Source organism: Tolypothrix sp. PCC 7601 (genome assembly GCF_025677855.1).
Taxonomy (GTDB): Bacteria; Cyanobacteriota; Cyanobacteriia; order Cyanobacteriales; family Nostocaceae; genus Aulosira; species Aulosira diplosiphon.
Window position 1 is genome coordinate 8,875,592 of record NZ_CP064879.1, and the last position, 25,534, is coordinate 8,901,125.

The 25,534-nt window shown below is 40.8% G+C and carries 18 protein-coding genes; 7 read left to right on the plus strand and 11 right to left on the minus strand.

Translation table 11 applies throughout. From position 1 onward, the window contains the following. Positions 1-10: 10 nt before the first annotated feature. On the minus strand, positions 11-634 hold the full coding sequence (locus HG267_RS35985) for a ParA family protein (protein ID WP_045873922.1): 624 nt from the start codon (positions 632-634) through the stop codon (positions 11-13). A gap of 1,168 nt (positions 635-1,802) precedes the next feature. Between HG267_RS35985 and HG267_RS35990 the strand changes: the two genes are divergently transcribed. Then, the gene (locus HG267_RS35990) at positions 1,803-3,467 is read left to right on the plus strand and encodes an MBL fold metallo-hydrolase (protein ID WP_045873920.1); all 1,665 of its coding nucleotides are present in this window, start codon (positions 1,803-1,805) and stop codon (positions 3,465-3,467) included. A gap of 3 nt (positions 3,468-3,470) precedes the next feature. After that, positions 3,471-3,677 carry a hypothetical protein gene (locus HG267_RS35995; RefSeq protein WP_155539598.1) on the plus strand — a complete coding sequence of 69 codons (207 nt, stop codon included), beginning with the start codon at positions 3,471-3,473 and terminating at the stop codon, positions 3,675-3,677. A 17-nt stretch (positions 3,678-3,694) separates the two neighbouring features. Here HG267_RS35995 and HG267_RS36000 read toward each other — a convergent pair whose 3' ends face one another. The 10 genes from HG267_RS36000 to HG267_RS36045 form a co-directional block, all read right to left on the minus strand. Then, entirely contained in the window at positions 3,695-4,006 is a 312-nt protein-coding gene (locus HG267_RS36000; RefSeq protein WP_045873919.1) for a DUF6679 family protein, read from the minus strand. A 540-nt stretch (positions 4,007-4,546) separates the two neighbouring features. Next, on the minus strand, positions 4,547-4,762 hold the full coding sequence (locus HG267_RS36005; protein WP_045873918.1) for a hypothetical protein: 216 nt from the start codon (positions 4,760-4,762) through the stop codon (positions 4,547-4,549). Positions 4,763-5,076: 314 nt separating this feature from the next. Continuing rightward, positions 5,077-5,868, minus strand: coding sequence for a Nif3-like dinuclear metal center hexameric protein (locus HG267_RS36010; RefSeq protein ID WP_045873917.1), 792 nt, complete (start codon positions 5,866-5,868; stop codon positions 5,077-5,079). A gap of 507 nt (positions 5,869-6,375) precedes the next feature. Continuing rightward, positions 6,376-6,522, minus strand: a complete 147-nt coding sequence (locus tag HG267_RS36015) for a hypothetical protein (protein WP_168161039.1) — start codon at positions 6,520-6,522, stop codon at positions 6,376-6,378. Between the two features lie 489 nt (positions 6,523-7,011). Continuing rightward, complete coding sequence (locus HG267_RS36020) at positions 7,012-7,962, minus strand: diguanylate cyclase domain-containing protein (RefSeq protein WP_045873916.1); 951 nt, start codon at positions 7,960-7,962, stop codon at positions 7,012-7,014. Between the two features lie 64 nt (positions 7,963-8,026). Next, complete coding sequence (locus HG267_RS36025) at positions 8,027-10,264, minus strand: TOMM precursor leader peptide-binding protein (RefSeq protein WP_045873915.1); 2,238 nt, start codon at positions 10,262-10,264, stop codon at positions 8,027-8,029. Between the two features lie 411 nt (positions 10,265-10,675). Next, complete coding sequence (locus HG267_RS36030; RefSeq protein ID WP_052335404.1) at positions 10,676-11,197, minus strand: tail fiber domain-containing protein; 522 nt, start codon at positions 11,195-11,197, stop codon at positions 10,676-10,678. A 181-nt stretch (positions 11,198-11,378) separates the two neighbouring features. Then, the gene (locus tag HG267_RS36035; RefSeq protein WP_052335403.1) at positions 11,379-11,918 is read right to left on the minus strand and encodes a tail fiber domain-containing protein; all 540 of its coding nucleotides are present in this window, start codon (positions 11,916-11,918) and stop codon (positions 11,379-11,381) included. A gap of 613 nt (positions 11,919-12,531) precedes the next feature. Beyond that, entirely contained in the window at positions 12,532-15,195 is a 2,664-nt protein-coding gene (locus tag HG267_RS36040; RefSeq protein ID WP_045873914.1) for a filamentous hemagglutinin N-terminal domain-containing protein, read from the minus strand. A gap of 321 nt (positions 15,196-15,516) precedes the next feature. Beyond that, positions 15,517-16,626, minus strand: coding sequence for a precorrin-8X methylmutase (locus HG267_RS36045; protein WP_045873913.1), 1,110 nt, complete (start codon positions 16,624-16,626; stop codon positions 15,517-15,519). Between the two features lie 85 nt (positions 16,627-16,711). On the opposite strand from HG267_RS36045, the gene HG267_RS36050 reads away from it, so the two are divergent. The 5 genes from HG267_RS36050 to HG267_RS36070 all read left to right on the plus strand — a co-directional run bounded on the left by HG267_RS36050 (position 16,712) and on the right by HG267_RS36070 (position 25,522). Then, positions 16,712-18,634: a heavy metal translocating P-type ATPase gene (locus HG267_RS36050; RefSeq protein WP_045873912.1), complete on the plus strand. Its 1,923-nt coding sequence runs from the start codon at positions 16,712-16,714 to the stop codon at positions 18,632-18,634. Between the two features lie 1,127 nt (positions 18,635-19,761). Then, a complete protein-coding gene (pgmB, locus tag HG267_RS36055) occupies positions 19,762-22,704 on the plus strand; it encodes a beta-phosphoglucomutase (protein WP_096621667.1) in 2,943 nt (980 codons plus the stop codon). 354 nt (positions 22,705-23,058) lie between these two features. Then, a complete protein-coding gene (locus HG267_RS36060) occupies positions 23,059-23,406 on the plus strand; it encodes a hypothetical protein (protein WP_045873910.1) in 348 nt (115 codons plus the stop codon). Between the two features lie 98 nt (positions 23,407-23,504). Continuing rightward, positions 23,505-25,025 carry an AAA family ATPase gene (locus HG267_RS36065; protein ID WP_045873909.1) on the plus strand — a complete coding sequence of 507 codons (1,521 nt, stop codon included), beginning with the start codon at positions 23,505-23,507 and terminating at the stop codon, positions 25,023-25,025. A gap of 146 nt (positions 25,026-25,171) precedes the next feature. Further along, a complete protein-coding gene (locus tag HG267_RS36070) occupies positions 25,172-25,522 on the plus strand; it encodes a DUF1257 domain-containing protein (RefSeq protein WP_015136553.1) in 351 nt (116 codons plus the stop codon). Positions 25,523-25,534 lie beyond the last annotated feature (12 nt).

Sequence of the window (25,534 nt, forward strand, 5' to 3'; positions counted from 1 at the left end):
TAACTACAAATTATTTTGACCCTTGACCCTTGACTGTTATTAAATTTTCCAATATTTCTTTTCCAGCCTCAGCGTAACACCGCCAAGCAATTTGAGCATAGGAATCTTTCACGGCATTCACTGGTACTCCTTCTAAAGCTGCACGTTGGAATACAGCTAGGCGACGAATACCAGATTTGAATACAGGTAACCCAGCGTTTAACAACGCTGTTCGTGCTTCTTCTCCCGCCTTATTGGGATTTGGAGGAATCAGCGTCAACAAAATGCGATAATTAGTTTTGTATTGCTTGATAGACTCCACCATTTGCATTGTTGCAGCTAAAGCGATCGCATCAGGAGTAGTAGGAATAACTAGCAAATCGCATCCCTGAGCAATAGTTTTCAACTCATCTGGGTCTGGTCTGGCTGGAGTATCAATCACAATATGTTCATAGAGTTTAGCCAAGTGTATCCCCCGCTGTTCATCAGCAACTTTGAATGGTAAACAACCTCGGTTAGACCAATCCAAAGCACTGCGGTTGAGGTCGCCATCTACAAGCAGTGTATCAGCTAGGTTCTGAAGATATGTAGCTAGGTGTAGTGCTGTGGTTGATTTGCCTACACCTCCCTTAAACGCCGCTACCGTAATAATCATTTTGGTTTAATCAGCAAATAGTTCTCAGAATTCTACTGCATATTCAAACATCTGGACATTTTGCATCTAGATGTTTAGATGCAATTTAAATGTTTAAACATTTAAGTGTTTGTATGTTTTATATAAATAAAGTCGATATACTAAATATAAGGTTACTTATATTTTAAATACAAAATATATTAAGTAAGATATAGAGTAAAATGTATAAATATTTTTAAGTACAACAAATTGCCAGAAAGAAGCATTATGCTTCACGCTGAATGAGCGAGATATTTGGTTCAACAGCTATAGGACTTTTATTTGATGGTTGAAGAAAGTCCGTAGACTTGATGTCTTCTTCCCTGTTTTTTTATCAGAGTGCCTATATAGGTAAATTAAATAAAAGAATGAATACAAATAGATATTGCAAATAAAACATTAGTAATACATTACTAAGTTAGTAAAAAGACAAAAATATATTAAGAAAAGTTAATTAAGCTAAAACTCTCTTTTTTCCTGCCTCCCGCCTTATCTTGATGATAAATATTTACGAAGACCTACTTTTAAGATGTACTCAAATGGTTAAATAGCAAACTTTTATTAACCCAGGTTGATGTACACAGTAATGCTAAGAATGGTATACAGATAGATAGACAGGTGAGACGAAAGAGTCTACAATCTGACTTATTGCGGTAGATTTACCTATTAGCTAATCAACCTAAGCATAGTAAAGATTTTCTAGTGTTTCCGCATTGATGCAGAAGCACCCTATTAATATGATGGAAGTCTTTAGTAAAGAGTAGCAAACCAATGGACGTAAAGCTGATTTTGGTGGGATTAACAGTCATATTTACAGTTTTGTGCTTGTTTTTCGGCACAAAAAATGGCTTTTATGATTCCGACAATTATCATGGCAATGGCTCTGCACATTGAAAGAGCTTTAGAGCATCGGAAAGGAACATAGACAAGAGGAAAACTCCCCTAGCCCATAATTTGAGGGCTTCTCAGTACCCAACTTTTCCGAACCAGTGCGGGTTCGGCGGAGGTGTCCTCCCCCATCAAAAATCCGCAATTTCAGGGTGAAGGGGTGCAAAATGAGACTTACCCCGAAGTCAAAAAACAAGCAAACCCCGTAATTTTTGGCTTTTGGGATATGTCCATAACAATGAGGCTAGAGGGGAGGAGAATTATGAGGGATAATCTTTCGTCCTCTCGGATTGATGCTGGGGAGGAAACTACCGAATTAGAATGTTTGCCTTATAGCGTCCAGCATAATGATGAGGGCGTGTGTTTAGTGGTACGAATGGGGCCGTACCGCATCTTGCTGGATTGTGGGTTGGGAGATATTTCATTGCTGGTGAAGGGGTTGAAAAATTCAGCGCGCCAACGGCATTTACCCCTACCAGCAGACTTAGTTTTAATCAGTCATGCTCACCCCGATCATGCTAGAGGCTTACTGCAACTGCATCAGGCTTTTCCAAATTTACCTATATACGCCAGCGAAGTAACCAGCAAGTTACTATCATTAAACTGGTTAAACCAAGATTTGAAGTCAATTCCCCAGTTTTGTCAGGCGTTACCATTGCGATCGCCTGTGGAATTTAAAGAGGGCCTCGTCGCAGAATTATTTCCCGCCGGACATTTACCTGGGGCGGTAGCAATTCTACTTACCTATACCAGCCAACGACGCACCTACAGACTGCTTTATACAGGCGACTTTTTCTTGTCTAACTCGCGGTTGGTGGAAGGATTGCGGTTAGAAGAATTGCGAGGATTAGACTTAGATGCTCTGATTATTGAAGCTACCTATGGCACCTCCCGCCATCCCCACCGCCGCAACCAAGAAAATCAGCTAGCAGAACGCATTCATCGCGCGATCGCAGAACGTTGTTCTGTGCTGCTTCCCACACCCGCATTAGGTTTGGGACAAGAACTATTAATGTTATTACGCAGCCATCACCACTTTACAGGTAGAGATTTAGATATTTGGGTTGACGGTGCTGTCGCCACAGGCTGCGATGCTTATCTCGAACTTTTACCCCACCTCCCCGCCTCAGTCCAAAACTTCGCCCGCCATCAACCCCTATTTTGGGATGAAAGAGTACGCCCCCGCGTGCGGCGTTTGCAAGCAGAACATCGCCCTAATATTGGCAAATCTCCCTGTATTGTCCTCACAGATTCCACAGCAGATTTCAGCCAATATTGCCAAGCCGACACAGGCCCCTGGTTAATTTTGCTGCCAGAAAAAATAGATATCAAAACTAAAAAACAATATCCTGCGCCTACCACTATTGAAAGCTATCTCCTCGCCCAGCATAGTGATGGGCCAGGTACTACCCAGCTAATTCATAATTTAAGACCGCAACATGTAATTTTTGTTCACGGTTCCCCCGCATACCTAGCAGATTTAACAGGCTTAGAAGAGTTACAGAACCGCTACCACCTACATTCTCCAGCAGCAGGTGTTTTAGTAGAACTGCCCATAGGCGACACCTTTTTACAACCAGCCGCCCCAGAAACTAATTATGAAGGTGAACTGACAGAATTAGGGACTGGTATCACCATCACCCTACCAGAAACGATTACCACAGACCCCCGTTGGCGACAATTTGCCGACACAGGCTTAATTGAAGCCCGTTGGCAAGGGGAAGAAATCGTATTGAGAGGTTTACCTCAAAGAGAACTACTCAATCAAAATAGCGATCGCTTTACCTGGACAGACATAGAATGCTGCGGAACCTGTCGGTATCAAAGGGGACAACGCTGCTGGAATCCCAATTCCCCCTTGTATAACTTCAAGGTAACCCTAGAAGGTTACTGTCCCGCCTATGAAGCGTTGAATGAGGATGAATAGGGATTGGGGATTGGGGATTGGGGATTGGGGATTGGGGATGAGGGAGATAAGGGAGATAAGGGAAGAAGAACAATTACCCATTACCCATTACCCATTACCCATTACCCATTACCCATTACCCATTACCCATTACCCATTACCCATTACCCATTACCCAATGCCCAAATAAGCCAAAAGTCCAGAGCGGAAACATTGGCTCTGGACTTTTAACTCTCGACTATTTTGATTTATTCAGCATTTGAATCTGGGTAGTGGTTACGAATACGTTCAGCTTCAGGACAGTCTTCGGTTAGCAAAGGTTCTACATTGCCGCGTGGTACTGAGGCTAACTTTTGGGTGACAGCACCAATACTTTCGAGTCGAACCATCTCTTCCCAAGAACAAACTTCATCCTCTTCATCTGTTTCATAGCGTAGGGTCACTAAATCACCCTCTATATCAATGATGCGGGCACGCTCGATCCAGCGTTGCTGATCCCGCAAGAATACACATACCTCCCGCCCATCGCAACACAACTGATAAATCTTGCGGTGTAGCATGTACTGCTTCTGCCTTTTTAAACAACGTAGTTAAACCTTTCAAAATCTGGGTGTGCCCCCAGTGCATAATACCCGAAAGAGCTAGTTTGACGGTTTCGCTTTTCTACCTGTGTTAACCCCAAGCAAAGGAAATTTTGGGTAATCAACTAGTAGTGACTGCGCTGGTGAAACTAAAACTCTATCAGGGGGATTTAGCAAATGTATTCTTCATAGAAGTCATACAATTCGGGATTTATCCTCACTAGGTTAATCCTTGCTGATGAGTTCTTTCTACCATTATGTAATAATAGATACTCCGAAACAAACATCGATTGCGGTTGTTTGAGTTGCCTACTTGTAGTCATTGGCATTGCTGGGAAGTCCGGGAACTCGGCTGTACTTTTACCCCTATGTATTTGATCTTAACTCATTCTCTTGCTGACCTGAACGGTTTTAGACAACAACAGCCCAAGAGTTTTTGAGTTTAGGGCTTTTTGACTGAGGTGACGTGTCCCGCTTTGGAGCAACTATGCAACGCCAAAGTCAACTGTTGCAAGAGTATCAGCAAGATTCATTCCCTAAGGGAATTTCTATGAGTAATTTTGAGGATGCTTCTCGTTTAACTCTACCCCCACGAACTGCATCATATAAAGCGGCAAGGGCTACCAAATCATCTGACTGATAAGACTTTGTCGCTAGCACTTGATGGAGTAGACCTTCAGATTCAACACTAAGGTATCCAGTTTGGAAAGCAGATTCAACAAGTGTGCGAATCATAATAATTAGGTCATATTATGCAATTTGTTACCTCCAGTATGGAATATTTGCTGATTTTAATAATTGATGTCTGACAGCAGGTATTGTGATTATAATTACATAAATATGTGATCTCCGTCATCGAGAATCTGCATCTTGTCCGATTCTGGAACAGTCGATTTTATGAATAAAAGTACGGATTAGAATACATACTTCTGTTTTACTCAACTAGCAACCGGACAAAAACTTATGATAGTTAAATATACATGATTTTTCAGTATTTGCCACATGACAGCTAACAAGCTTAATTATATTAAGGAATAATAATATACATATTATTCAGGGAAAAATTCGCGGAAATCCTCATCTTGTTGGCTTAACTCTACCCAATCGAGATTCAAAGACCGTAATTTCTGGGTCAAGCGATCGCAAGCTGGGCGTTCAGTCGCGTAATGTCCCGCATCAATTAAAATGAGGCCGCGATCGCGACTTTCTTGAAATTGATGAAATTTACAATCGGAAGTGAGATAAGCTTGGGCATGAGTTTTCACCACAGCCGAAATATAGCTAGCACCCGAACCACCCAGAACAGCCACACGGGAAATTTCTTGGTGTAAATCAGCAGTTGGGGAAACAATCAAGCTTTTGGGAGCAAGTTGGTGGTGGATTACCGTCAGTAATTTTTCTAAGGTCACGACAGGCTGAAGATTTCCCACCCGACCGTACCCTAAACCATTTTGCGTAGGTACTACAGGGGTTGAATCTTGGAGTTCGAGAATTTGAGCCAAAACATCAGCAGTCCCATCTTGTACTTGATCAAAATTCGTATGGGCGCTGTAAATGCCAATATTATGTAGAAAAGCTAATCGCACCATATCCGCGATCGCTTCTCCAATACGAAAAGACTTAGGCGGGCTAAAAATTAGGGGATGATGGGCAAAAATCAGATTAGCATTAGTGGCGATCGCTTCTTGCATCACCGCCAAAGTTGGCGTTAAACATACCAAAACCCTAGCAGGTTCTTGTAAAATTCCAGGTTCAACCTGCCAACCACAATTATCCCAACTTTCACACCAAGCCGGATTTGCCCATTCTTCAAACCAAGTAATTAAGTCAGCAATTCTCATTAAATCTCAGTAGCCACAAAGTGAGCTAATTATTTTATGCCCAATTAAGACACCATAAAACTGTGCCTTAAGTAATATTTAATGATTAATGAAAGGGAACAGGGAATAGGCAACGGGCAACTCTTAAAACTAAGCCACCCACAAGGGGGAGCCAGTCTCGTGGGCGGGTTTCCCACGCCAGTCCGCACAACGGGGGGAACCCCCGCAAGCGGCTGGCTCGACTTGAGAGAACTGGCGTTGGGGTTTCAACCAACAAGCGCGATACAAGGATTATTTCGCCCACAATTCCACTCGGCTTAAAACCAAGATCCGGGCTACTTTTTTCTTCTGTTCCCTGTTCCCTCTTGCCTGTTCCCGCCCCGTTGGCGTAGCCTCTCCGCAGGAGAAGGGGCTGGTTAACCCTGGGAAACTTCTATAAATCATAAAAAAAACCTCAGCTACCAAGCTGAGGTGATGGGGAGAAAACCAAATAACGATGAGAGATTCTGCTACCGATGTCAAAAAATCTTAGCTGATACCCAAAGCCACCAATATTAAGGTACTGACAAGCAATGTAGCGAATCCTGCTGTTAATGCGTAGCGGCGTTGTTTTTCTGGATCGTAGTCAGCATTGTATTTATTTAGAATGTTTTCTCCATTACTGTTGGTATACATAAAATTTTTTATAAATATTAACTTATGTAAATAAATTTAACTGGATTGTTACAATCAGTCAATAGTACATAACATCAAAAAAATTTATAGTAAATATAAATATTACTTATATAAAAAGGATATAGATACCGCATACATTAGATGCAGTATCTATTCCTTTTGCAGTAGATTATGCTCTCTTGAGATTCCAACTCAAAGACCATTTATGGTGATTTTCGGCAACTTTTTTTGACGGGTTTAAACCTGCAAGATGGTCTGAAAACTCTTGATATATTTAAGTTTTAGTGTTTTCCCTTCTTGTTTATGACCATAGAAGATAATCAAGAAATGCGTCTGATGTACTTGAACAAGCGATGCATTGTCCAGATGCAATTGGAAATCCATTTATTCACTTAATTTTGGGAATAGCTCAATTTGAGTTATGCCATCATAGTGAGGAGTTTTTTATCAGAACATCTTGATTGCCCAATGCGCTATGCCCCATTCCCATTAACTAATATGATAACGATTCTTCCCAAAGGCTTTTGCCTGATACATTGCCGCATCTGCCTTGCGTAGTAATTCTTCAGGTAATTTATCGTTTTTTGAGATTGTTGATATGCCAATGCTAACGGAGCAAGAGAGGTAATGACCGTTGACTAAAACAGGTTGTTTTAGGGATGTAATTACTTGATTAGCTATCCGAGCTGCATCACGAAAATCTTTGATATCTTCCAACAAAATTACAAATTCATCTCCACCCAGACGGGCGATAAAATCTCCCCATCGCAGTTTAGCTTTGAGCTTTTTGCTAATTTCAATTAAGAATTTATCTCCGGTATCATGACCAAAGTTATCATTAATTGCTTTAAATTCATCTAAGTCTAAAAATAATATCGAATAAAAATAGTTATCATAATGTTGCTGACAGGCGATCGCATAGTCTAATTGCTGCATAAAGTAAGCGCGATTGGGTAATCCTGTTAGCGGATCGTGCATCGCAATTCGGCGTAAATTTTCTTCCAGCGCTTTCCGCTCTGTGATATCACGAATAATATTTAGTAAATAAGTTTTTCCTTGCCATTCTAAAAGTTTTACCGATAATAAGCCTATACGTTTTTCACCATTTTTGAGACAGAATTCAATTTCCCAATTCTCAATGGTTTGTTGATTTGTGAGCTTTTTTTGAATTTTTGAGTATGTTGCTGTAGTAAATCCCATATCTAAGACTGTAATCGGGTAGCCAATCACATTCTCGCGACTGTAGCCTGTGACATTGAGAAATGACTGATTAATCTCTACACAATAACCTTGACTGCGTGTAGTGATGATTATTAAATCAGGAAAGTAATCGATAAATTTAAAATAATTATCTGATAATTTGTCAGACTTATAATTTTTTTTAGGCTTTTTATTATCTTGAATTATACCAGCTTTACAACTAGTATCAATAGATTCCATAGGTTAAATATATGCTAAAAAGCAATTCCTCATAATGTGTTTAATTTATAACAGCCACAAAAGTCTAAAGAAACATAGGAATTGGATTTAGTTGCTCTTCTGTTAATTTTGCTTTTAACCATCCCAGTTGGACGGGTACATCGTAAAGCCGACCAGGGGCAAACTGTGCCCAAAAATGGCGTAAACCAGGAACTACAACCTTAACCACAGCCATTCCAATATCTGGACGTGTTTGCTCGAGAACCAATACTTCTAATCCATGTTTAGCGGCTATATCAACACAAGTCAGCACATCTAATTGCAAATCTTGACTGTGGTAAACAGGATAGTCTCCGTAAATTTTAGGAATTACATTGGCATCAGGAGCAAGATAAACTTGGTTATTTAATGTTGCTGTTTGGCACCAACTTTGTATATCCTGACGAGTAAATTTGGCAGAAGAATTTGGATTTGCCCCATTAGAAAGAAATATCATTTGATTCATTTCAGTGACAGCACGTAATAGGGCAACTTTGGGATGAAAGTGAGTCCCAAAGCCAAAAAGAATATCTTCTGGTTGGTGATTGATCCGGCGAGAAATAGCAGCAAAGGTGGGAATATTTAAATCAGTAGTAAGGTCTAATACCCAAAAATCGCGTCCAATCAATTGATAGTAGCTTTTTAATTGATCTAGATAAGGCTCGTCAAAACTATTTAAATCAACAGCAGGTCTTTGTAAACGGTTATACCACCAAATTGCTACTGCATCTCGCTCTACCAACTCCATAAATCCTTGGAGAATAGCTTCTTCTTTGCAAGTACCCGCAGCCGTTCCATTAGTATCTGCATAACAAAAGCAAGCATCTGCCGCTAAAGGATAGCCATAATAACAATATGCTGTGGGTAGATATTTGAATTGCTGATTGTTGAGTGACCAAATCGGAGTCCATTCAATTTCTTGATTCTCATCAAATGGCACAGGTACCCATTGAATAATCTCATGGTGCTGATTCCAGGTTTGGCGATCGCAATATTGATTTGCGCTATAGTGCATAAAATTGTAGGGATGAATAGCCTGTTCACCAAGATTGCTGTAAGCAGCTTTAACCCTGGGTTCTTCTCCCGTATAGGTTCCACAGTAACGCTCAATTGCTTCCCCTACAGCACTCATTTTCGCCTGGGCGGCTGTTGTTCCTTTACCAAAGCTTTTCAGGCGTGCTGTCTGGCGTAAATCTTCTAATTGTCTACCTTCTCTAGGAAAACTATGCTCTACAACATAAGCGTGAATTAAATCGTTCTGGGAAAAAGGTTGAAATAAATTGCTGATAATTCCCGTAATCGGGCTAATATGATGTTCGTATTTTTGTAAGGCTTTTTCAGCCGCACAGCTGCGATACCCGCCGTCATCACTCAATGGCTGGCGATGATTTAGTACTAATGGTTGAGTTTGGTATTGACTTAGATAAGTCGGCTCACCACAACAATGACATTGCGGCCGACGAACTAAGGTATGGCGTTGCAAGTTAAGATGCAGCAAATCGAAAGTTAACAGAGTTCCTTCTAAAGGATGCGGTTTTAGGTTGCTTAACCATTTGGCTATTTCTGTAGCTGCAAGATTTAACCCAGTGTTGACAGTTGAAGGTAAAGCCGCACGGGAAATTGGAAACGAGTTGAGAGTTTTTTGTTGCGCTTGTAAAAAAGACTCAACCTCACGATTCATCCTAAGACGTTGTGCTAAACATTCCCAACATCCTGTATGTCCAGGTTTAAAGATGGGGCCAATCCAAATTACGCCACCGACTGGCTTGACTAGCAACCAAGAACGCTTTTCTTGTAAAGCTTCTCGGTTAAAACTTGCCAAGTCAGGCTGGAGATAATCATCTGTGACTACAACAGCAAACTTACCAAAATCCCCAATGGGAATATTGAGGGATTCCAAGATATTATGCAATGGTTCAGATGTGACATTACCAAATGTGGTAATGCTAACTTTCGATTCTTGGAAGTGTTGGCTAACAACGCTAGCATCTTGATTTAGCAGTTCCCAAAAAGCTGATGCTCCCTGTGGGATATGATTTGCATTGGTAATATATCCTTTACGTTCCAGCTGTTGTAGTGCATAGATAATCTCATCAGCCGTAGCTTTTCCTTGCAGCTGTTGAGTAATTTCAGCCACAGAGTAAAGCCCGTTGAGTAATGGTGCTAGTAGGCAATATAAACGCCCATTTAAAACAAAATGCCCTTTCTCACTTAATAGAAATACAGTTTTAGGAGGAGATATTTCCACATGGAAGTGTGCTTTAAACTTCGGCTGACTAAGCATAATTCTGGTAGTGAAATAATTCTTTAATTAAACTGGCTGTGGTAACTGTTTGTTGATGGCTCATAGACATAATGTTAAAAAAACCTGAATTTGATTAATATGTAAAAAAATCTTTGTTAATCTCTAATAATTAACATAACTTTTAAAAATAGTTGTAGTGTTTGTCTAAAAAAATCATTTTGGGCTTTATTTAAACTTAAATATTGACTAGGATATTACTGAATAAATGCCATCAATTTTGCAATTATTTCAGCAATTTCAGATAAATTATGTAGCAGAAAGGATAATTCAGAACAGTAAAGACACGGAATGGCTACCCTAGAAGTTATATCTTTCCTATCTCAAATTGAAGTAAAGAAGGATTATCTGTAGAATAGCCAAAAAAACATCATAAATATTTTCACAAACAATTTAAAATTGCTGTTGTTGTTTTAACTCAAGTAATTGTGTTTGCAATTCATTGATTTGAGATTCTTGCTTTTGCACTACATGGTAAAGTGCTTGAATCGCTGCCAAAGATACACCATGAGCATCAACAAAATTGATAGTGCGATCGCTCTCCCCAAGATTGAAAGTGGCTGCAAAGTCTTGAGCCATTGGGCCAATATGGCGAATTGTCTGGTCTTGGTCTTTGTATTGCCAAGTTGTAATCGGTAACTTAGCAATACCTTGAAGAATGGCGTAGATATCAACCTCTGCTATAGATTCTTTGAGATGGCGATCGCTTCTATAGCGGATAGAACCATTGGGGTCATACACAATATTTGGATTGTTTTGCAGCCCCAGAGCGTTGAGCGTACCATTGTTAGCAATAATTTCCTGACCAGCTGGATTAATATAGCCGCAACCTCCAACACAATCGGCTAAATCAGTATCAGTTAATTCGGCAATCAAACTATCCTGAATCAGTGATGCTTGATTTTTCCTATCCATGATTTATTAGCTCCTATCGATGAACGACTTGTTAAAAAAATATAATATTTTCTATTTTTTACTAATTTATTTTGACGAATATCAAACAAAGCTATAATGCTGGTTTAAAAGGCATGAAGCCTTTATTTAAAATCAAAAAAGTGCTGGTATATTACTGAGAAATACAAAAAAATCAATGGAACTACTGAATAATCTGTTGCTTTAACTCCAGTAACTGTGTTTGCAATTGATTAATTTGAGCATCTTGTTTTTGAATTACTTGGTAAAGTGCTTGAATGGCTGCTAAAGCTACACCATGAGCATCAACAACATTGATAGTGCGATCGCTCTCTCCAACATTGAAAGTAGCTGCAAAGTCTTGAGCCATCGGGCCAATATGGCGAATTGTCTCGTCTTGGTCTTTGTATTGCCAAGTGGTAATTGGTAAACTGGCAATACCCTGAAGAATGCTGTGGACATCAGCCTCAACTACAGCTTCTTTGACATTGCGATCGCTTATATAGCGCTTTGAGCCATTAGGATCGTAAGAGATGCCTAAAAAGGCGATTTTGATTTTGGTTTCTCCTAATATTGGCAGTTCATACAACGGCACTTGTGCAACTCGATAGTTGCTAGAAGTAATCTGAATATCACAGCCACCAACACAATCTGCTAATTGCTCATCACTTAAATCTTCAAGCAAAGATGCTGTTACGCTCAAATTTTCAGGGGTCACATCCATATTATTCATCACTCATGTATAAATTACATTTGGATCAACAGCTAACTGATGTATCTGTAAAGATACATCACAAAATTATTTACTAGGAGTCAAATATTTAGCTCATATAGTTGCTTATTCAGGCTAAATACTCTGACAATTAGTCAACTTATCTTGTAATTACATTGTTTGCTAAAATCGCCTCAATGTAAATTACATCCTAAAAAATTACTTTTAAAAAATATATAGTAATAGTACGCAAATTAGGGTTTAATTAATTCATCTAATTTTTAATAAAAATTACTTATAAAAAGTAATTAATCAAAGAAATTTTTGCAAAGATGAGATTTTATCAGGTTATTTGCTAGACTTTAACTGGATTAAAAACTCAAAAATCTCAGCATTTATATAAAAACAATGATTAATTTAATTTGATAGCAAGAATTCAATAGTGAAAATACTGATTTATGGGCTTGATGACTTTACGGAATCTCTAAAAATTTATTCTGATATTAATTCAAAAAAACTTTGCAACACATCAATCATCTGTACCTCAAATTGGCGTAAAATCTCAGTTTGAGAAGTTGCTATCTACTGTCAATCAATCAGCAACACCAACTATTTTGATGAATATCTAATTGCTAGAACAGCTAGCTGAGTTGAGTCCAGAACTATGAGGAGTAGTGGCTGGTGCTTTTGCTGTTAATAACATTTCCCCTTGAGGAGTAATCACGAGTCCCTGAGCTTCTACAATCTCATTGGCAGTCTGCGATGGTAAATTTATAGAAGTGGCAATCAACCCAGAGCGATCGCTGTTTGTTAAAATCGGAACTGTTTGGATATCTTCTAAAACTGTGTCACTCCCCAATGCTACCTCTGGATTTTGGGGTAAACCACCCCTTCCAGTCACAACAAAACGGCTAGATTGACTTGGTTGATTCTGACCACAGCCTTGAGTAATTAATGATGAAGCATCATTTGGCTGCACTGGTAAGATAACAATCCCTTTGCTAGGATCAACGGCTAAAGTTTTAATTTCTACAGCACCATTTAACCCAAACTGAGAACTAGCTGTAATATCGCTTTGAGTAGTGAGTTGTTGGCGGAATTCGATACCAAAGATACCTTGAGTTGTAATTTGAACGTTCCCCCCTTGACCTTGAATTGCATTAGCTGTGATGTCGCTATTTTCAGCAGATGCTAATAAATTGGCACTAATAGTAATATTGCCACCATTGCCATTACCACCTGTAGCATCAGTAGTGATTTTGCTACCGTTACGCATTAATAGAATATCTTTTATTTGTAAAGTGATATTGCCTCCTTCACCTGATTTAGTTGTGGCTTGAATTCCACCTGCATCATGTAGCGAGTTACCTGCATTATCAAGCAAGATTGAGTTGGCATTAATGTTAATGTTGCCGCCTTTACCCAATCCTTCATTATCAACACTTACTCTAGCTCCTGCTTGAACTAAGAATTTGCCTGTATTGATTTCTACGTTGCCAGCATCGTTTTTATTATTAATATTTAGAACATTAGCAAATAGACTACTAAATATAAAAGTGACATCAGTTGCAGGGTCTAATGGTTCATTTTCAGCCAGTCTGTTACCTAATAACTGAATCAAGTTATTTGCGTTAATATTTATTGTGCCTACCTTACCCAAACCCTCTGTACCTACACTAATTTTGGCTCCATTTTGGACGGTTAAATCATTGGTATTAATTGTTAAATTTCCGGCATCGCCTGTAGAATGAATATCCCCACTACTAAACACACCTCCAGTATATCTCTTGATAGGAGAAACCCCATTGACATTGATATAATTACTAGCATTAATAATGATATTTCCACCATTTCCTGCAGCCAATGTTCCAGAAAAAATTTGCGCTCCATCACTGATTATTAGCTGTCTAGTATTAACTATTAAATCTCCTGCTTGTCCGCTACCTTCTTGAACTGAAGTATACAAACCACTAGCGAGGATATCAGCAGGTGAAACACCTAATAATTCTACAGATTTTGTGGCATTTACTGTTAAATTGCCACCTTTGGCATTACTCAAAGTTGCAGCAGAGAGTTGTGCTCCGTTTTTAACAGTTAACTTGCCAGTATTAACAGTTAAATTCCCGCCTGCGCCATGACCGAATGTATCTGTTACTAACCCAGTAGCGACAGCTTCATCTAATGAATCAACACCACTCAGTTCAATTGTATCCGCAGCATTAATAGTGATATCTCCTCCCTTACCTAGGGAGTTAGGTAAAGTTACTGTCGATATTCGAGCTTCGCCTTCAACCCGAAGTTTGTTAGTATTGATGGTGATTCCTAAGCTATCACCACTGCCATTGTTTTCTGCAAACAAGCCATCTGTAAAGGTTTGAGTAGTGCGATCGCTTTTCACAATCACCGCATCTGAAGCATTTAAAAGCAAGTTTGCGCCTGAAATTTCACCTAATGTAAAAGTAGATATGCGAGAGTTCTCAATAGTTAAATTTTTTCCTGTGAGTTGAATAATACCGCCGCCACTGCCGCTAGTTGTGACTAAACTATTATTACTAATTAATATATTAGCCCTCGTCAAATCTTGAGGATAACTCAATTTTGGCTGGCTTCCTATCCATGAAAGCTCAACCATTCCTGAATCTGCTACTCCACCTAATTCAATATGACCGCTATTGGCAATTAATTTACTGTTATTGATAGTCAGATTGCCACCTATTAAAGCTAGCATTTGATATTTTGAAGTTGTCAGATTAGCGCCATTGACTTCAATAGATGAGGATTTACTGCCATACTGTAATCCCATAGGGACGCTGACAGTTAGTAATGGCGAATTTCCATCAGTTGAAGTATGAAATTCTTTGCCATCCGCAAATTTTATACTATTGGCTGTAGTTGCGAAAAATGAACCACCTATGTCTAATTTGGCATGGGAACCAAAGATGATTCCATTAGGATTAATTAAAAAGAGATTAGCTTTACCAAGAGTACGAATTCTGCCATCGATTAAAGAAGGCTCCATACTAGTAACACGACTAATAATATTTTGAATTGAGAGATTATTATTAAAATTAGCAGACCCACCAGTTGGTACAGAAAATTGGCTAAAACTATGAAAAAGATTGCCTCCAACTTGGCTACCACCATTAATCGTGAAATTGAGGCGATCCCTAGATTTAACTATTGTAGGTAAAGTACCATCGGCTGCAATCTGAGCATCACAAGTGTGTGCAAATGTGAGATTGTAAATACTAAATATTCCCGCAATACTAACAGCACAATACCAATTCATAAAAGTAAAATTTCTTAAAGTCTTGATTTGCCTCTCCCTCAGTATTCCCGGAATCCCTGAAACTATTGCTAATTCAGGTTGCGAATCTTGCTGGCTAATTTTCGCTGAAATTCTGATTATTAGGTTATAGCAAGAGCCAAGACTATAAAAATTGCCCGCAATGATGATCCAAGACAATTTATAAAGTAAATCTTCAGGGTGTGTTGTCGCACAGCACAACGCACCAAATACAGCATATATAATTCGTGATGCGTGACGCTCAAGCTAATACCATTTCTCTAAATCCAGGCTACGGATAATTCTCTCCCTGATCCCTGCCCCTTAGCGACTAAGATAACAATGACAATCTGGCTTCTCAATTAGCGATTCTACCAGAGCATTAAGGGCTGTAGCCGCTAACAAGCCACCGCCTACAGTGCTTTCTATGGTGATGAAAGGTATCGGTTGTTGCAGCAAAAGCCGCTTGGCTGCGGGAGCATGACTAAAGCCAATAGGCATTCCAATCACTAATGCAGGCTGAATTTGTTGCTTATTTATAGCTTTGCATACTTCCACCAGCACTGAAGGCGCATAACCAATCACCACAATACAACCTGTAGGAATTTGCTGTAATTTCTCTCGCCATTGCTGCTGTTGCCAAAAAGCCAGTTCTGCTTCTGTGGCTGTTGTAATATGGGGATTATCAATTAATGTTTTTACTGGACAACCTAAATGGACTAATCTCGGATTATCTAGAGCAGCAGCCACTGTAGGGATATCGACAACAATTTGACAATTTGCAGAGAGAGCATGACGACTAGCTGCGATCGCATCTCGACTGAGCTTGACAAATGATACCAAACTGACATCACCACAAGCTAATACTAGTTGGGAAATTAGGTGTTGTTCAATCTCGGAACGTTCAGATAAGTCGGGTAACAATCGATGCAAAGATTCTGCAAAAGCTTCTGGATGAGTATGGATTTCCGCATCTAAACCACTCCACAGTTGTTCTAATCCGCCTAATCCTGTTTGCGTTTCCACTTCTAGTAACTTCAGTTGTGCTAAAACTTCCGCTTGGGTATTTTGACAATGTTGATCCCTTCCTAATAATCCTTCCAATGCTGATGCTGTTTGTCGCAGTTGGGAAATTTGCTGCATGACTGCACGATACTGCTTTTGCAATTGCGCCATCAAGGTTTTTGTGGTGTCTGCTTCTGGTTCTACTTCCAGAATTTGCTGGATGTGGTTGAGTTGAAACCCTTGCTGCTTCAAAGCCACAATCCGTTGCAGCCTAATCACATCCTTCTCAGTATAAAGGCGATAATTGCTAGGCGATCGCACTGGTTGCGGTAGTAATCCTAATTGATGGTAATGGCGTACCATGCGCGGAGTAATTCCCCCACCCACAGCATCAGTAAGTTCTTTAATAGTTAAGCAACCAGTTTTCATGTCTCCATTTTTAACTCCTACACCGTTGACATTAACATTAATGTCAACGTTTAGTGTGAGATAGTCCGCTTAGTTTCTCAATCTCATGCTCTACCCACAGCATTTAACCAAATTCACCAAAGAACATGGAGATACCTTAGCAGCCTTAGTTTGTGGAGTGCTGTTATTTCTGGGCTGGTTCACCTTGCATCTTGGCTGGCTGGGATGGGCAATGTTGTTATTAACCGCAGCTTATGTAATTGGTGGTTATGAAAGCGCCCGTGAGGGGTTAACTACCCTCGTCAAGGAAAAACAACTGGATGTAGATTTGCTGATGATTGTGGCAGCGCTTGGTGCTGCTAGCTTGGGCTTATGGCGCAGGGAATACCACTTAATTATTGATGGGGCTATTTTAATTTTGATTTTTGCGATTAGTGGCGCACTCGAAGGCTATGCGATGCGGCGAACTGAACGCAGTATTCGCAGTTTGATGAGTCTAACTCCAGATACAGCCAGGATTTTACGTCAAGGAAAAGAAGAGTTAGTTCCGATTCACCAGTTACAGGTAGGGGATGAAATTATTGTCAAGCCAGGAGAGTTAATTCCTACTGATGCTTTAATTGTCTCTGGTTACAGCACCCTCAACCAAGCGGCGATTACAGGCGAGTCTTTACCTATGGAGAAGACAGTCAACGATGAAGTTTTTGCGGGGACAATCAACGGCTATGGGGCGCTAAAGCTCAAGTTACATAAACCAGCCAGCAGCAGTTTGATTCAACGGGTGATTCGGTTAGTCGAACAAGCGCAAACAGAAGCACCGCCTTCCCAAGAATTTATTGAACAATTTGAACGGAAATATGCCCTAATAATTGTCACTTTGGGCTTATTGCTGGCAATTATGCCGCCATTTCTTTGGGGTTGGGATTGGGAAACCACAATTTACCGGGCGCTGACATTTTTGGTAGTAGCCTCCCCCTGCGCTTTGATGGCTGCTATTATGCCTACACTGCTGTCAGCAATTGCCAATGGTGCCAGACAGGGGATTTTATTTAAAAACGGTGCCCAGTTGGAAAAGATAGGGCAAGTAAGAGCGATCGCATTCGATAAAACTGGTACTTTGACAACAGGGGAGTTGCAAGTCTGTGAAGTAATACCTTATGGTAAATACTCGCAAACTGATGTGTTAACAGCCGCTGCATCTCTAGAATCATACTCAGAACATCCCATTGGTAAAGCTATTGTGCAGGCAGCCGCTAACATAGATTGGGTGGGCGCGCTGGAGGTGCAAGCTATCCCTGGAAAGGGAATTAGCGGTATTATTCAAGAGCAACAGGTAATGGTGGGGAATGCGGCTTTTATTAGCGAGTATGTGCCAGAATTTCCCCAGGATTTGCAGAATTTGACTCAATTTTGGGAACAAGAAGGCAAGACAGTTGTGTGGGTAGCCCAAACCAGAAGAGAAGATGGTTATGAAATTGTCGGTACCCTCGCTATTGCAGATATGGTACGTGCAGAAGCAGCCGAAACAATTAAACGCTTAAGAAAGTTGGGTGTTGCTGAAATTGTGATGATTACTGGCGATAACCAGCGAACTGCCCATAGTGTCGCTCAAACTGTGGGTATTGATCGCGTGTATGCTGAACTGTTACCAGAAGACAAGTTATCTGTAATTAGCGATTTACAGAAAAAATATCAAACAGTGGCAATGGTAGGCGATGGGATCAATGATGCACCAGCCCTCGCCCAGGCTTCCGTGGGTATTGCAATGGGTGTGGCTGGTAGCGATGTGGCACTAGAAACAGCCGATGTTGTCCTCATGGCCGATAAACTAGAAAAAATTGCTGTAGCTATGCATTTAGGTAGGCGATCGCAAAGTATAGTTAAACAAAATATCGTTGTCGCCTTAGGTTTTATTCTGCTGCTACTCATCGGTAACTTTCTCGGCAATATTAACTTACCCATCGGCGTGATTGGGCATGAAGGCTCTACAGTATTAGTAACTTTAAGTGGTTTAAGATTGTTGAAGTAATCCGTAATTGAGCGATCGCAACTAGTAGTAGTAGTGTGGGCATTGCCCACAACATCATAATCATCTGCAATTGAAAGGTAGAGAATGGCTATTCTATACTCATTTCAGTAGTTTCAAACTGCTTTAATGAGTATAGATTTTACTCCTACGCACCATTCAAAAGCTAAACCTGAAAACTATGATAATTTCCAGCTATTTTGCTGTTGAGAATTGAGAATATAAGGTTAATTTACATTAATATGTATTATTAGATATTAGGAGTCAAAAATATTTTTGTTACCTAGTCAATATTACTGTTGTATTGCTTTAATCATCGCCCTAATATTTGGCAAATATTCTAATAAATTATCAATGAATTAACGAGGAGGCTGGGATCACATTTTCTCGGTAGAAAATATAAACTAAAACCCAAAATTATTTATCTTGTCAATCAATCATGAATATCTATATAACCTTACAGTTAAAAAGGTAAATTATCTAGCAGAGAGCCATCTCCTGAACTGTCACAAGACCACTAACCCAAAAGTTCAAGACGAACTTATAATACACAGCTTAGATAACGTTTCCAGCTATTTTTACTCCTAGCCGCCCAAAATGGACTTTTAAATATATTTTAGTTAGTTCATTTTATATAAAATAAACAAATATATAATTTTGTGGTTAGTCAATAGCGGCTTGAAACCCTTTATTAATAAGGTTTTAGATAAAAATTGCTGAAATGAACAGCAATTAAAAAAACTCACCAGTTCGCTATGATATCTAAAATTTAATAATTATTACCTTTTTTGATGTCCAGGCTACTAAGTGAGCTTTTTAGTATGATTACTCAGTGAGCATTTTCTTGAGTTAAAGTTGCATATTTATATTGTTGTGTTACGCTATTCAACCAAATCTATAGATTCGTGAAATTTGTATTATTAATGACTCATAACATGAGTTATTAAAAACACCTAACTATAGACAGATGAAATTGGGAACGTTGCTATTAGCAACAACGTCAATCCGCCCGTTAAGGCTACAACCAAGTCTAGGCAATAAAGCTAGAGCGCAATTGCTCATTGAACTCTTGAAAATTGCATTTCATCCTGCCCCAACCTAACCTCTAAAAAAATTAGGTATGATTACTCATGGTCAACTTATCCGTTCGCGATTCCCAACAAAATCAGACACTGACTGAAGCTACAGACTGGAACGTTATTGAAACAGTCTTTGATCCCGCCCAACTGCATCATAAAGAAACTGTTTTTACTATTAGTAATGGTTATTTAGGAACGAGGGGTACTTTTGAGGAAGGCTATCCCGGAGATTCCACGGCTACATTAATTAATGGCCTATACGATAAGGTTGTAATTTCCCATACAGAATTAGTTAATTGTCCCAGCTGGTTGCCTTTAGAGGTGAAAGTGGCAGGCGATCGCTTTAGTATGGACAGTGGCGAGATTCTCAACTACGAACGCCGCCTAGATTTGCGTTTGGGGATACTTAGCCGCGATGTGCGCTGGCGTTCCCCCAAAGGACATACATTAGATTTCCACTTTGAGCGCTTCGCTAGTTTAGCCGATCAACATGTGTTAGCGATTCGCGCCCAGGTAACATCCATTGATTTTACAGGCGAAATTTCTTTTAGCGTGGGCTTAGATTCAGAACCCCAAACCCAAGGTGTCCCACACTGGAAAGTTGTGAATCAAGGTGGTATCGAGCAAATTATCTGGTTGTATAACCAAACTCGCCACTCAGAAATTCAATTAGGAATGGCGACTAAGTTGGTGGTAGAAGGCGAAAATGCACCACCTGTATGCTTAGAGAATGCGAATACTTCTCCAACTTTAACCACAACCTTTCAAGCGACACCCGGTAAAGCTGCTACTGTCGAAAAGATTGTCACCATCTTTACCTCCCGGGAGACAGAAATTCCCATCGCCGCAGCCTTACAACGTTTAGCAGATGAACCCCGTTACGCAACTCTGTTAGCAGCACATATCGCCGCATGGGAGCAAGTATGGCAAGACAGTGACATCATCATTGAAGGCGATCGCTATGCTCAGTTAGTTGTCCGCTACAATCTTTTTCAAATCTTAGCTGTCGCACCCCGCCACGATGACCGCGTAAGTATTCCACCCAAAACCCTCTCTGGTTTTGCCTATCGTGGACATATATTTTGGGATACAGAAATTTTTATTCTTCCCTTCTTAACCTTAACGCAACCAGCCCTAGCCCGGAACTTGCTGACCTATCGCTACCACACATTACCAGGTGCGCGACGCAAAGCCCAAGAAGCAGGCTATCAAGGCGCTATGTATGCTTGGGAAAGTGCCGATACTGGTGATGAAGTTACACCCCGCTGGGTACCCCATGCAAGCGGTAACGGTGAGTTAGTCAGAATTTGGTGTGGTGATATCGAAGTACATATCAACACTGATGTCGCTTATGCAGTTTGGCATTATTGGCAAACCACAGCCGATGATGATTGGATGCATGATTACGGTGCAGAAATTATCTTAGATACAGCCGTATTCTGGGAAAGCCGAGTTCATTGGAATGCCGAGCGTCAATCCTACGATATTTTAGATGTGATTGGCCCTGATGAAAATCACGATCGCGTCGATAATAACGCCTTCACCAATTTAATGGTGCGCTGGCATTTACAATCAGCCTTAGCGCTTTGGGATTGGATGAAGCAAGCTTATCCCGAAAAATCTGCACAATTAGCCCAACAACTCAACTTAACCACAGAGCGGTTGCATAAGTGGACTGATATCCAAGAGCGTATATTTGTCAATCAGGAGCATTCAACTGGTTTAATTGAGCAATTTGAAGGATTTTACCAACTCGAAGAAATCAACTTTGCCGATTACGAACCCCGCACCACATCCCTACAAGGTTTATTGGGAATTGAAGCCACCAGCCAAAAGCAAATTCTCAAACAGCCAGATGTCTTGATGCTGATTTATTTGTTAAGGGAACAGTATGACTATAAAACCTTAGCAACCAACTGGGATTACTACACCAAGCGCACCGACCATACCTATGGTTCCTCCCTAGGCCCAGCAATTCATGCCATCTTAGCTTGCGACCTCAACCAACCCACCCACGCCTACACACATTTTCTCCGTTCAGCCTTGGTAGACTTGGAAGATGTCAGGCGGAATGCAGCCGAAGGAATTCACGCCGCCAGTGCGGGAGGAGTTTGGCAAGCAGTGGTATTTGGGTTTGCCGGCATTAAAATGACGGAATTTGGCCCAGTTGCTTCGCCACATTTACCTCCCACTTGGCAACGTTTAAAATTTAGGCTGCAATGGCGCAATCAGTGGTACGACTTCGACCTGCGACAAGAAACAGACATGGAAATTGCTAACCAACCAGCAGATGAGAATTTGCCCAGTTCCCAGCCAGAAATTCAAGGCGTAATCTTTGATTTAGATGGAGTGTTAACTGATACGTCAGAACTACACTATTTAGGCTGGAAGCGAGTAGCCGATGAAGAAGGCATTCCCTTTGATAGAGAAGCTAACGACGCAATCAGAGGATTGCCCAGAAGAGAAACCCTCATGCAAATTTTAGGCGATCGCCCCGTGACTGAAACCAAAATTCAGGAAATGATGGAGCGCAAAAACAACTACTTTTTGCAATTAATCGAGGAAATCACCGCCGCCGATTTACTTCCTGGAGTCGAAAACCTCTTAAAGGAACTACGTGCAGCCGGGATTAAAGTTGCTTTAGGTTCATCCAGCAAAAATGCTCAAACCGTCATTCAACGTTTGGGTATTGGCAATAAATTTGATGCCATAGCCGATGGTTACAGCGTCTCCCAACCCAAACCCGCACCAGACCTCTTTTTGTTTGCTGCCGAACAAATTGGTGTTGCACCAGCCAAATGTTTAGTTGTAGAAGATGCCAGCGCTGGTATTGAAGCCGCTAAATCTGCTGGAATGTGGTCTGTAGGATTAGGGCCAGTAGAAAGATTAGGTATAGCTAATGTAGTTTTACCCAGCCTAGAAAAAGTCAGCTGGCAAGACTTGCAACAGCAACTAGCCAACAGCCAAAAGTCAGCCGTATTGCAAGAGGCGTAAGGGGAAAGGGGTAAAGGGTAAAGGTGAAAGGTTGTTTTTAACCTTTACCCCTTCGCCCAACTTGATTGAGGTACTGCCCAATAAATATTAAGCAGCCCCTGCTTTACACAAAATTCCTCTTTTCTCATTTCATCCCACTCTTAACCAAGGGTGGGATTTCCCTTCAATGCAGTTTCAACAGTCAACAGTCAACAGTCAACCGTCAACAGTTATCCCCTATGCCCAATGCCCCATCCCCCACGCCCATTATTAAGCAATGTAACAATATTGCCGTCAAAACGTTTTGCTGTCTTGACAACCCCAAAGAGAACCGATAACGTTATATACATACCCGGGTAAGGCCGCCAAAGAGTTATGCAAACTAAGCAAAAGGTTACTTTATATTTGTCGCCAGAACTGCACAGGAAATTGAAGATTCGATCAGCAGTAGATTCTGAACCAATGTCAGAACTTGCCGAACGTGCTTTATTTTTCTACTTATCTAATTCTGAATTAGTTGAAGAAGTAGAAGCTTCTGTTTATGGCAGAACTCACAGAGTATATTCTTGTCCCAACTGTGAAAGTTCGCTGGTGCTACGTGATGGAGAACTGATTACTTTAGGAAGTCAACCAGGAGTAATTGGTCAAGAATCTATCTCCATTGATGAAATGGATGAAGCTAAAACCCATCCCCAGGATGAGGAAGAGTTAGTCCCTTGTTAGATACGAATTATGAATAACTGAATATTCATAATTCCTTCGGTTGTCGTCACCAAAAAAACGATGTCTGTACTGTACTTAGGTCTCAAGTAGGTCGATGTATGAAAGAAGAGCTCAATATTCTAATTCAAGCTCAATACCCTTTAATCTACCTTGTGACCTCCGAGGAAGAGCGGGCCGAGCAATCAATCTCCACCATCGCCCAGTTGTTAAAGCCTCAACGCCGAGTATTTGTTTGGACAGTAACTCACGGCATCGTGGAGTATGGTCAACCCCGGAATGTCACCCAACATAATACTGTTTCTCCTGAAGCAGCAATTGAGTGGATTATCCGGCATAAAGAACCTGGTATTTTTATTCTTAAAGATTTACATCCTTTTATAGATGCGCCTGCAACAACTAGATCGTTAAGAGATGCGATCGCAAGTTTTAAAGGCGCGCACAATATACCGAAAAACATTATTTTAATGTCGCCAGTCCAGCAAGTGCCTATCGAACTGGAAAAAGAAGTGGTAGTTCTCGACTTCCAATTACCAGACATGGCCGAGCTGAACAAAGTTTTAACTCACCATTTAGATCAAAATCGTGGGCGCAGACTAACAACAGAGGCGAGAGAAAAGCTTCTTAGAGCCGCCTTGGGTTTAACCAAAGATGAAGCCGAAAAAGTCTATCGCAAGGCACAGGTAACTACAGGGCGTTTGACGGAAGATGAAGTAGATATAGTTTTATCGGAGAAGAAGCAACTAATTCGGCGCAATGGTATATTAGAATACATCGAGGAAGATGAAACCATTGAGGCTGTAGGTGGCTTAGAAGAGTTGAAAAAGTGGCTCAAGCAACGCTCTAATGCTTTCACAGAAAAAGCTAGAGAGTATGGTCTACCTCAACCTAAAGGGATGTTAATTCTAGGTGTTCCTGGTTGTGGAAAGTCGTTAATTGCTAAAACTACTTCCAGACTTTGGGGGTTACCAATATTACGCTTAGATATGGGTAGAGTTTACGACGGCTCAATGGTGGGTCGAAGTGAAGCCAACCTGCGTAATGCCCTCAAAACAGCAGAATCAATTTCTCCCACGATTCTGTTCATTGACGAGTTAGATAAATCCTTTGCTGGTAGTGCTGGTTCTGGTGATTCAGACGGTGGTACTTCTAGCCGGATCTTTGGCTCATTCTTGACCTGGATGCAAGAAAAGAAATCTCCTGTGTTCGTGATGGCAACCGCTAACAGAGTGGAAAGATTGCCTGGAGAGTTCTTAAGAAAAGGTCGTTTTGATGAAATTTTCTTTGTGGATCTGCCCACACCTGAAGAACGGGAAGACATATATAATATTCACCTGACAAAGCGTCGTGAAGACATCACTAGATTTGATCTAGGACAACTAGCTAAGATGTCCGACGGCTTTTCTGGGGCAGAAATTGAACAAGCGATTGTAGCGGCAATGTACGAAGCTTTTGCCCAAGAACGCGAGTTCACCCAACTAGATATTATTGCTGCACTGAAGGCAACCCTGCCGCTGTCTCGTACTATGCAAGAACAGGTCACAGCGTTGAGAGACTGGGCCAGACAGCGCGCCAGACCCGCAGCATCCTCCGTTGCTGAATATCAGCGAATGGAGTTCTAAAAGCTTTCTCCTGCTAACCCAGGGGGAAAGGCTAGCAGTAAATGCTAGCAGTTGATAGAAAAAAAGCCGCTTCTCATTTAAGTGCGGCTTCCCCAAAAACAAACCGTTGTCGTTGTTCTCAATCTTCTCTATTGGAGGAAACCCAAATGTCTCACTTTAGCACTCTTCGCACCAAGATCACCGATGCAGAAATCCTCAAAGCATCCTTGCGCGACCTGGGTATCAGCGTAAAGACTGAAGCTGATGTTCGTGGTTATAACGGTCAGCGCGTCCGTTCCGACATCGTTGCTGTGCTGGAAGGCGAATATGACCTAGGTTGGTCTCGCAACAGTGATGGTTCCTTTGACCTCATCGCTGACTTGTGGGGTGTTGCTAAGAAGCACAACCAAACTGAGTTAATCAACTCCATTAACCAAAAGTATGCCGTTAACAAGACCTTGGCTGAAGTAAAACAGCGCGGTCTACAAAACGCCAATGTGAAGTTGGTATTGCAATAACAATTTCTCTGC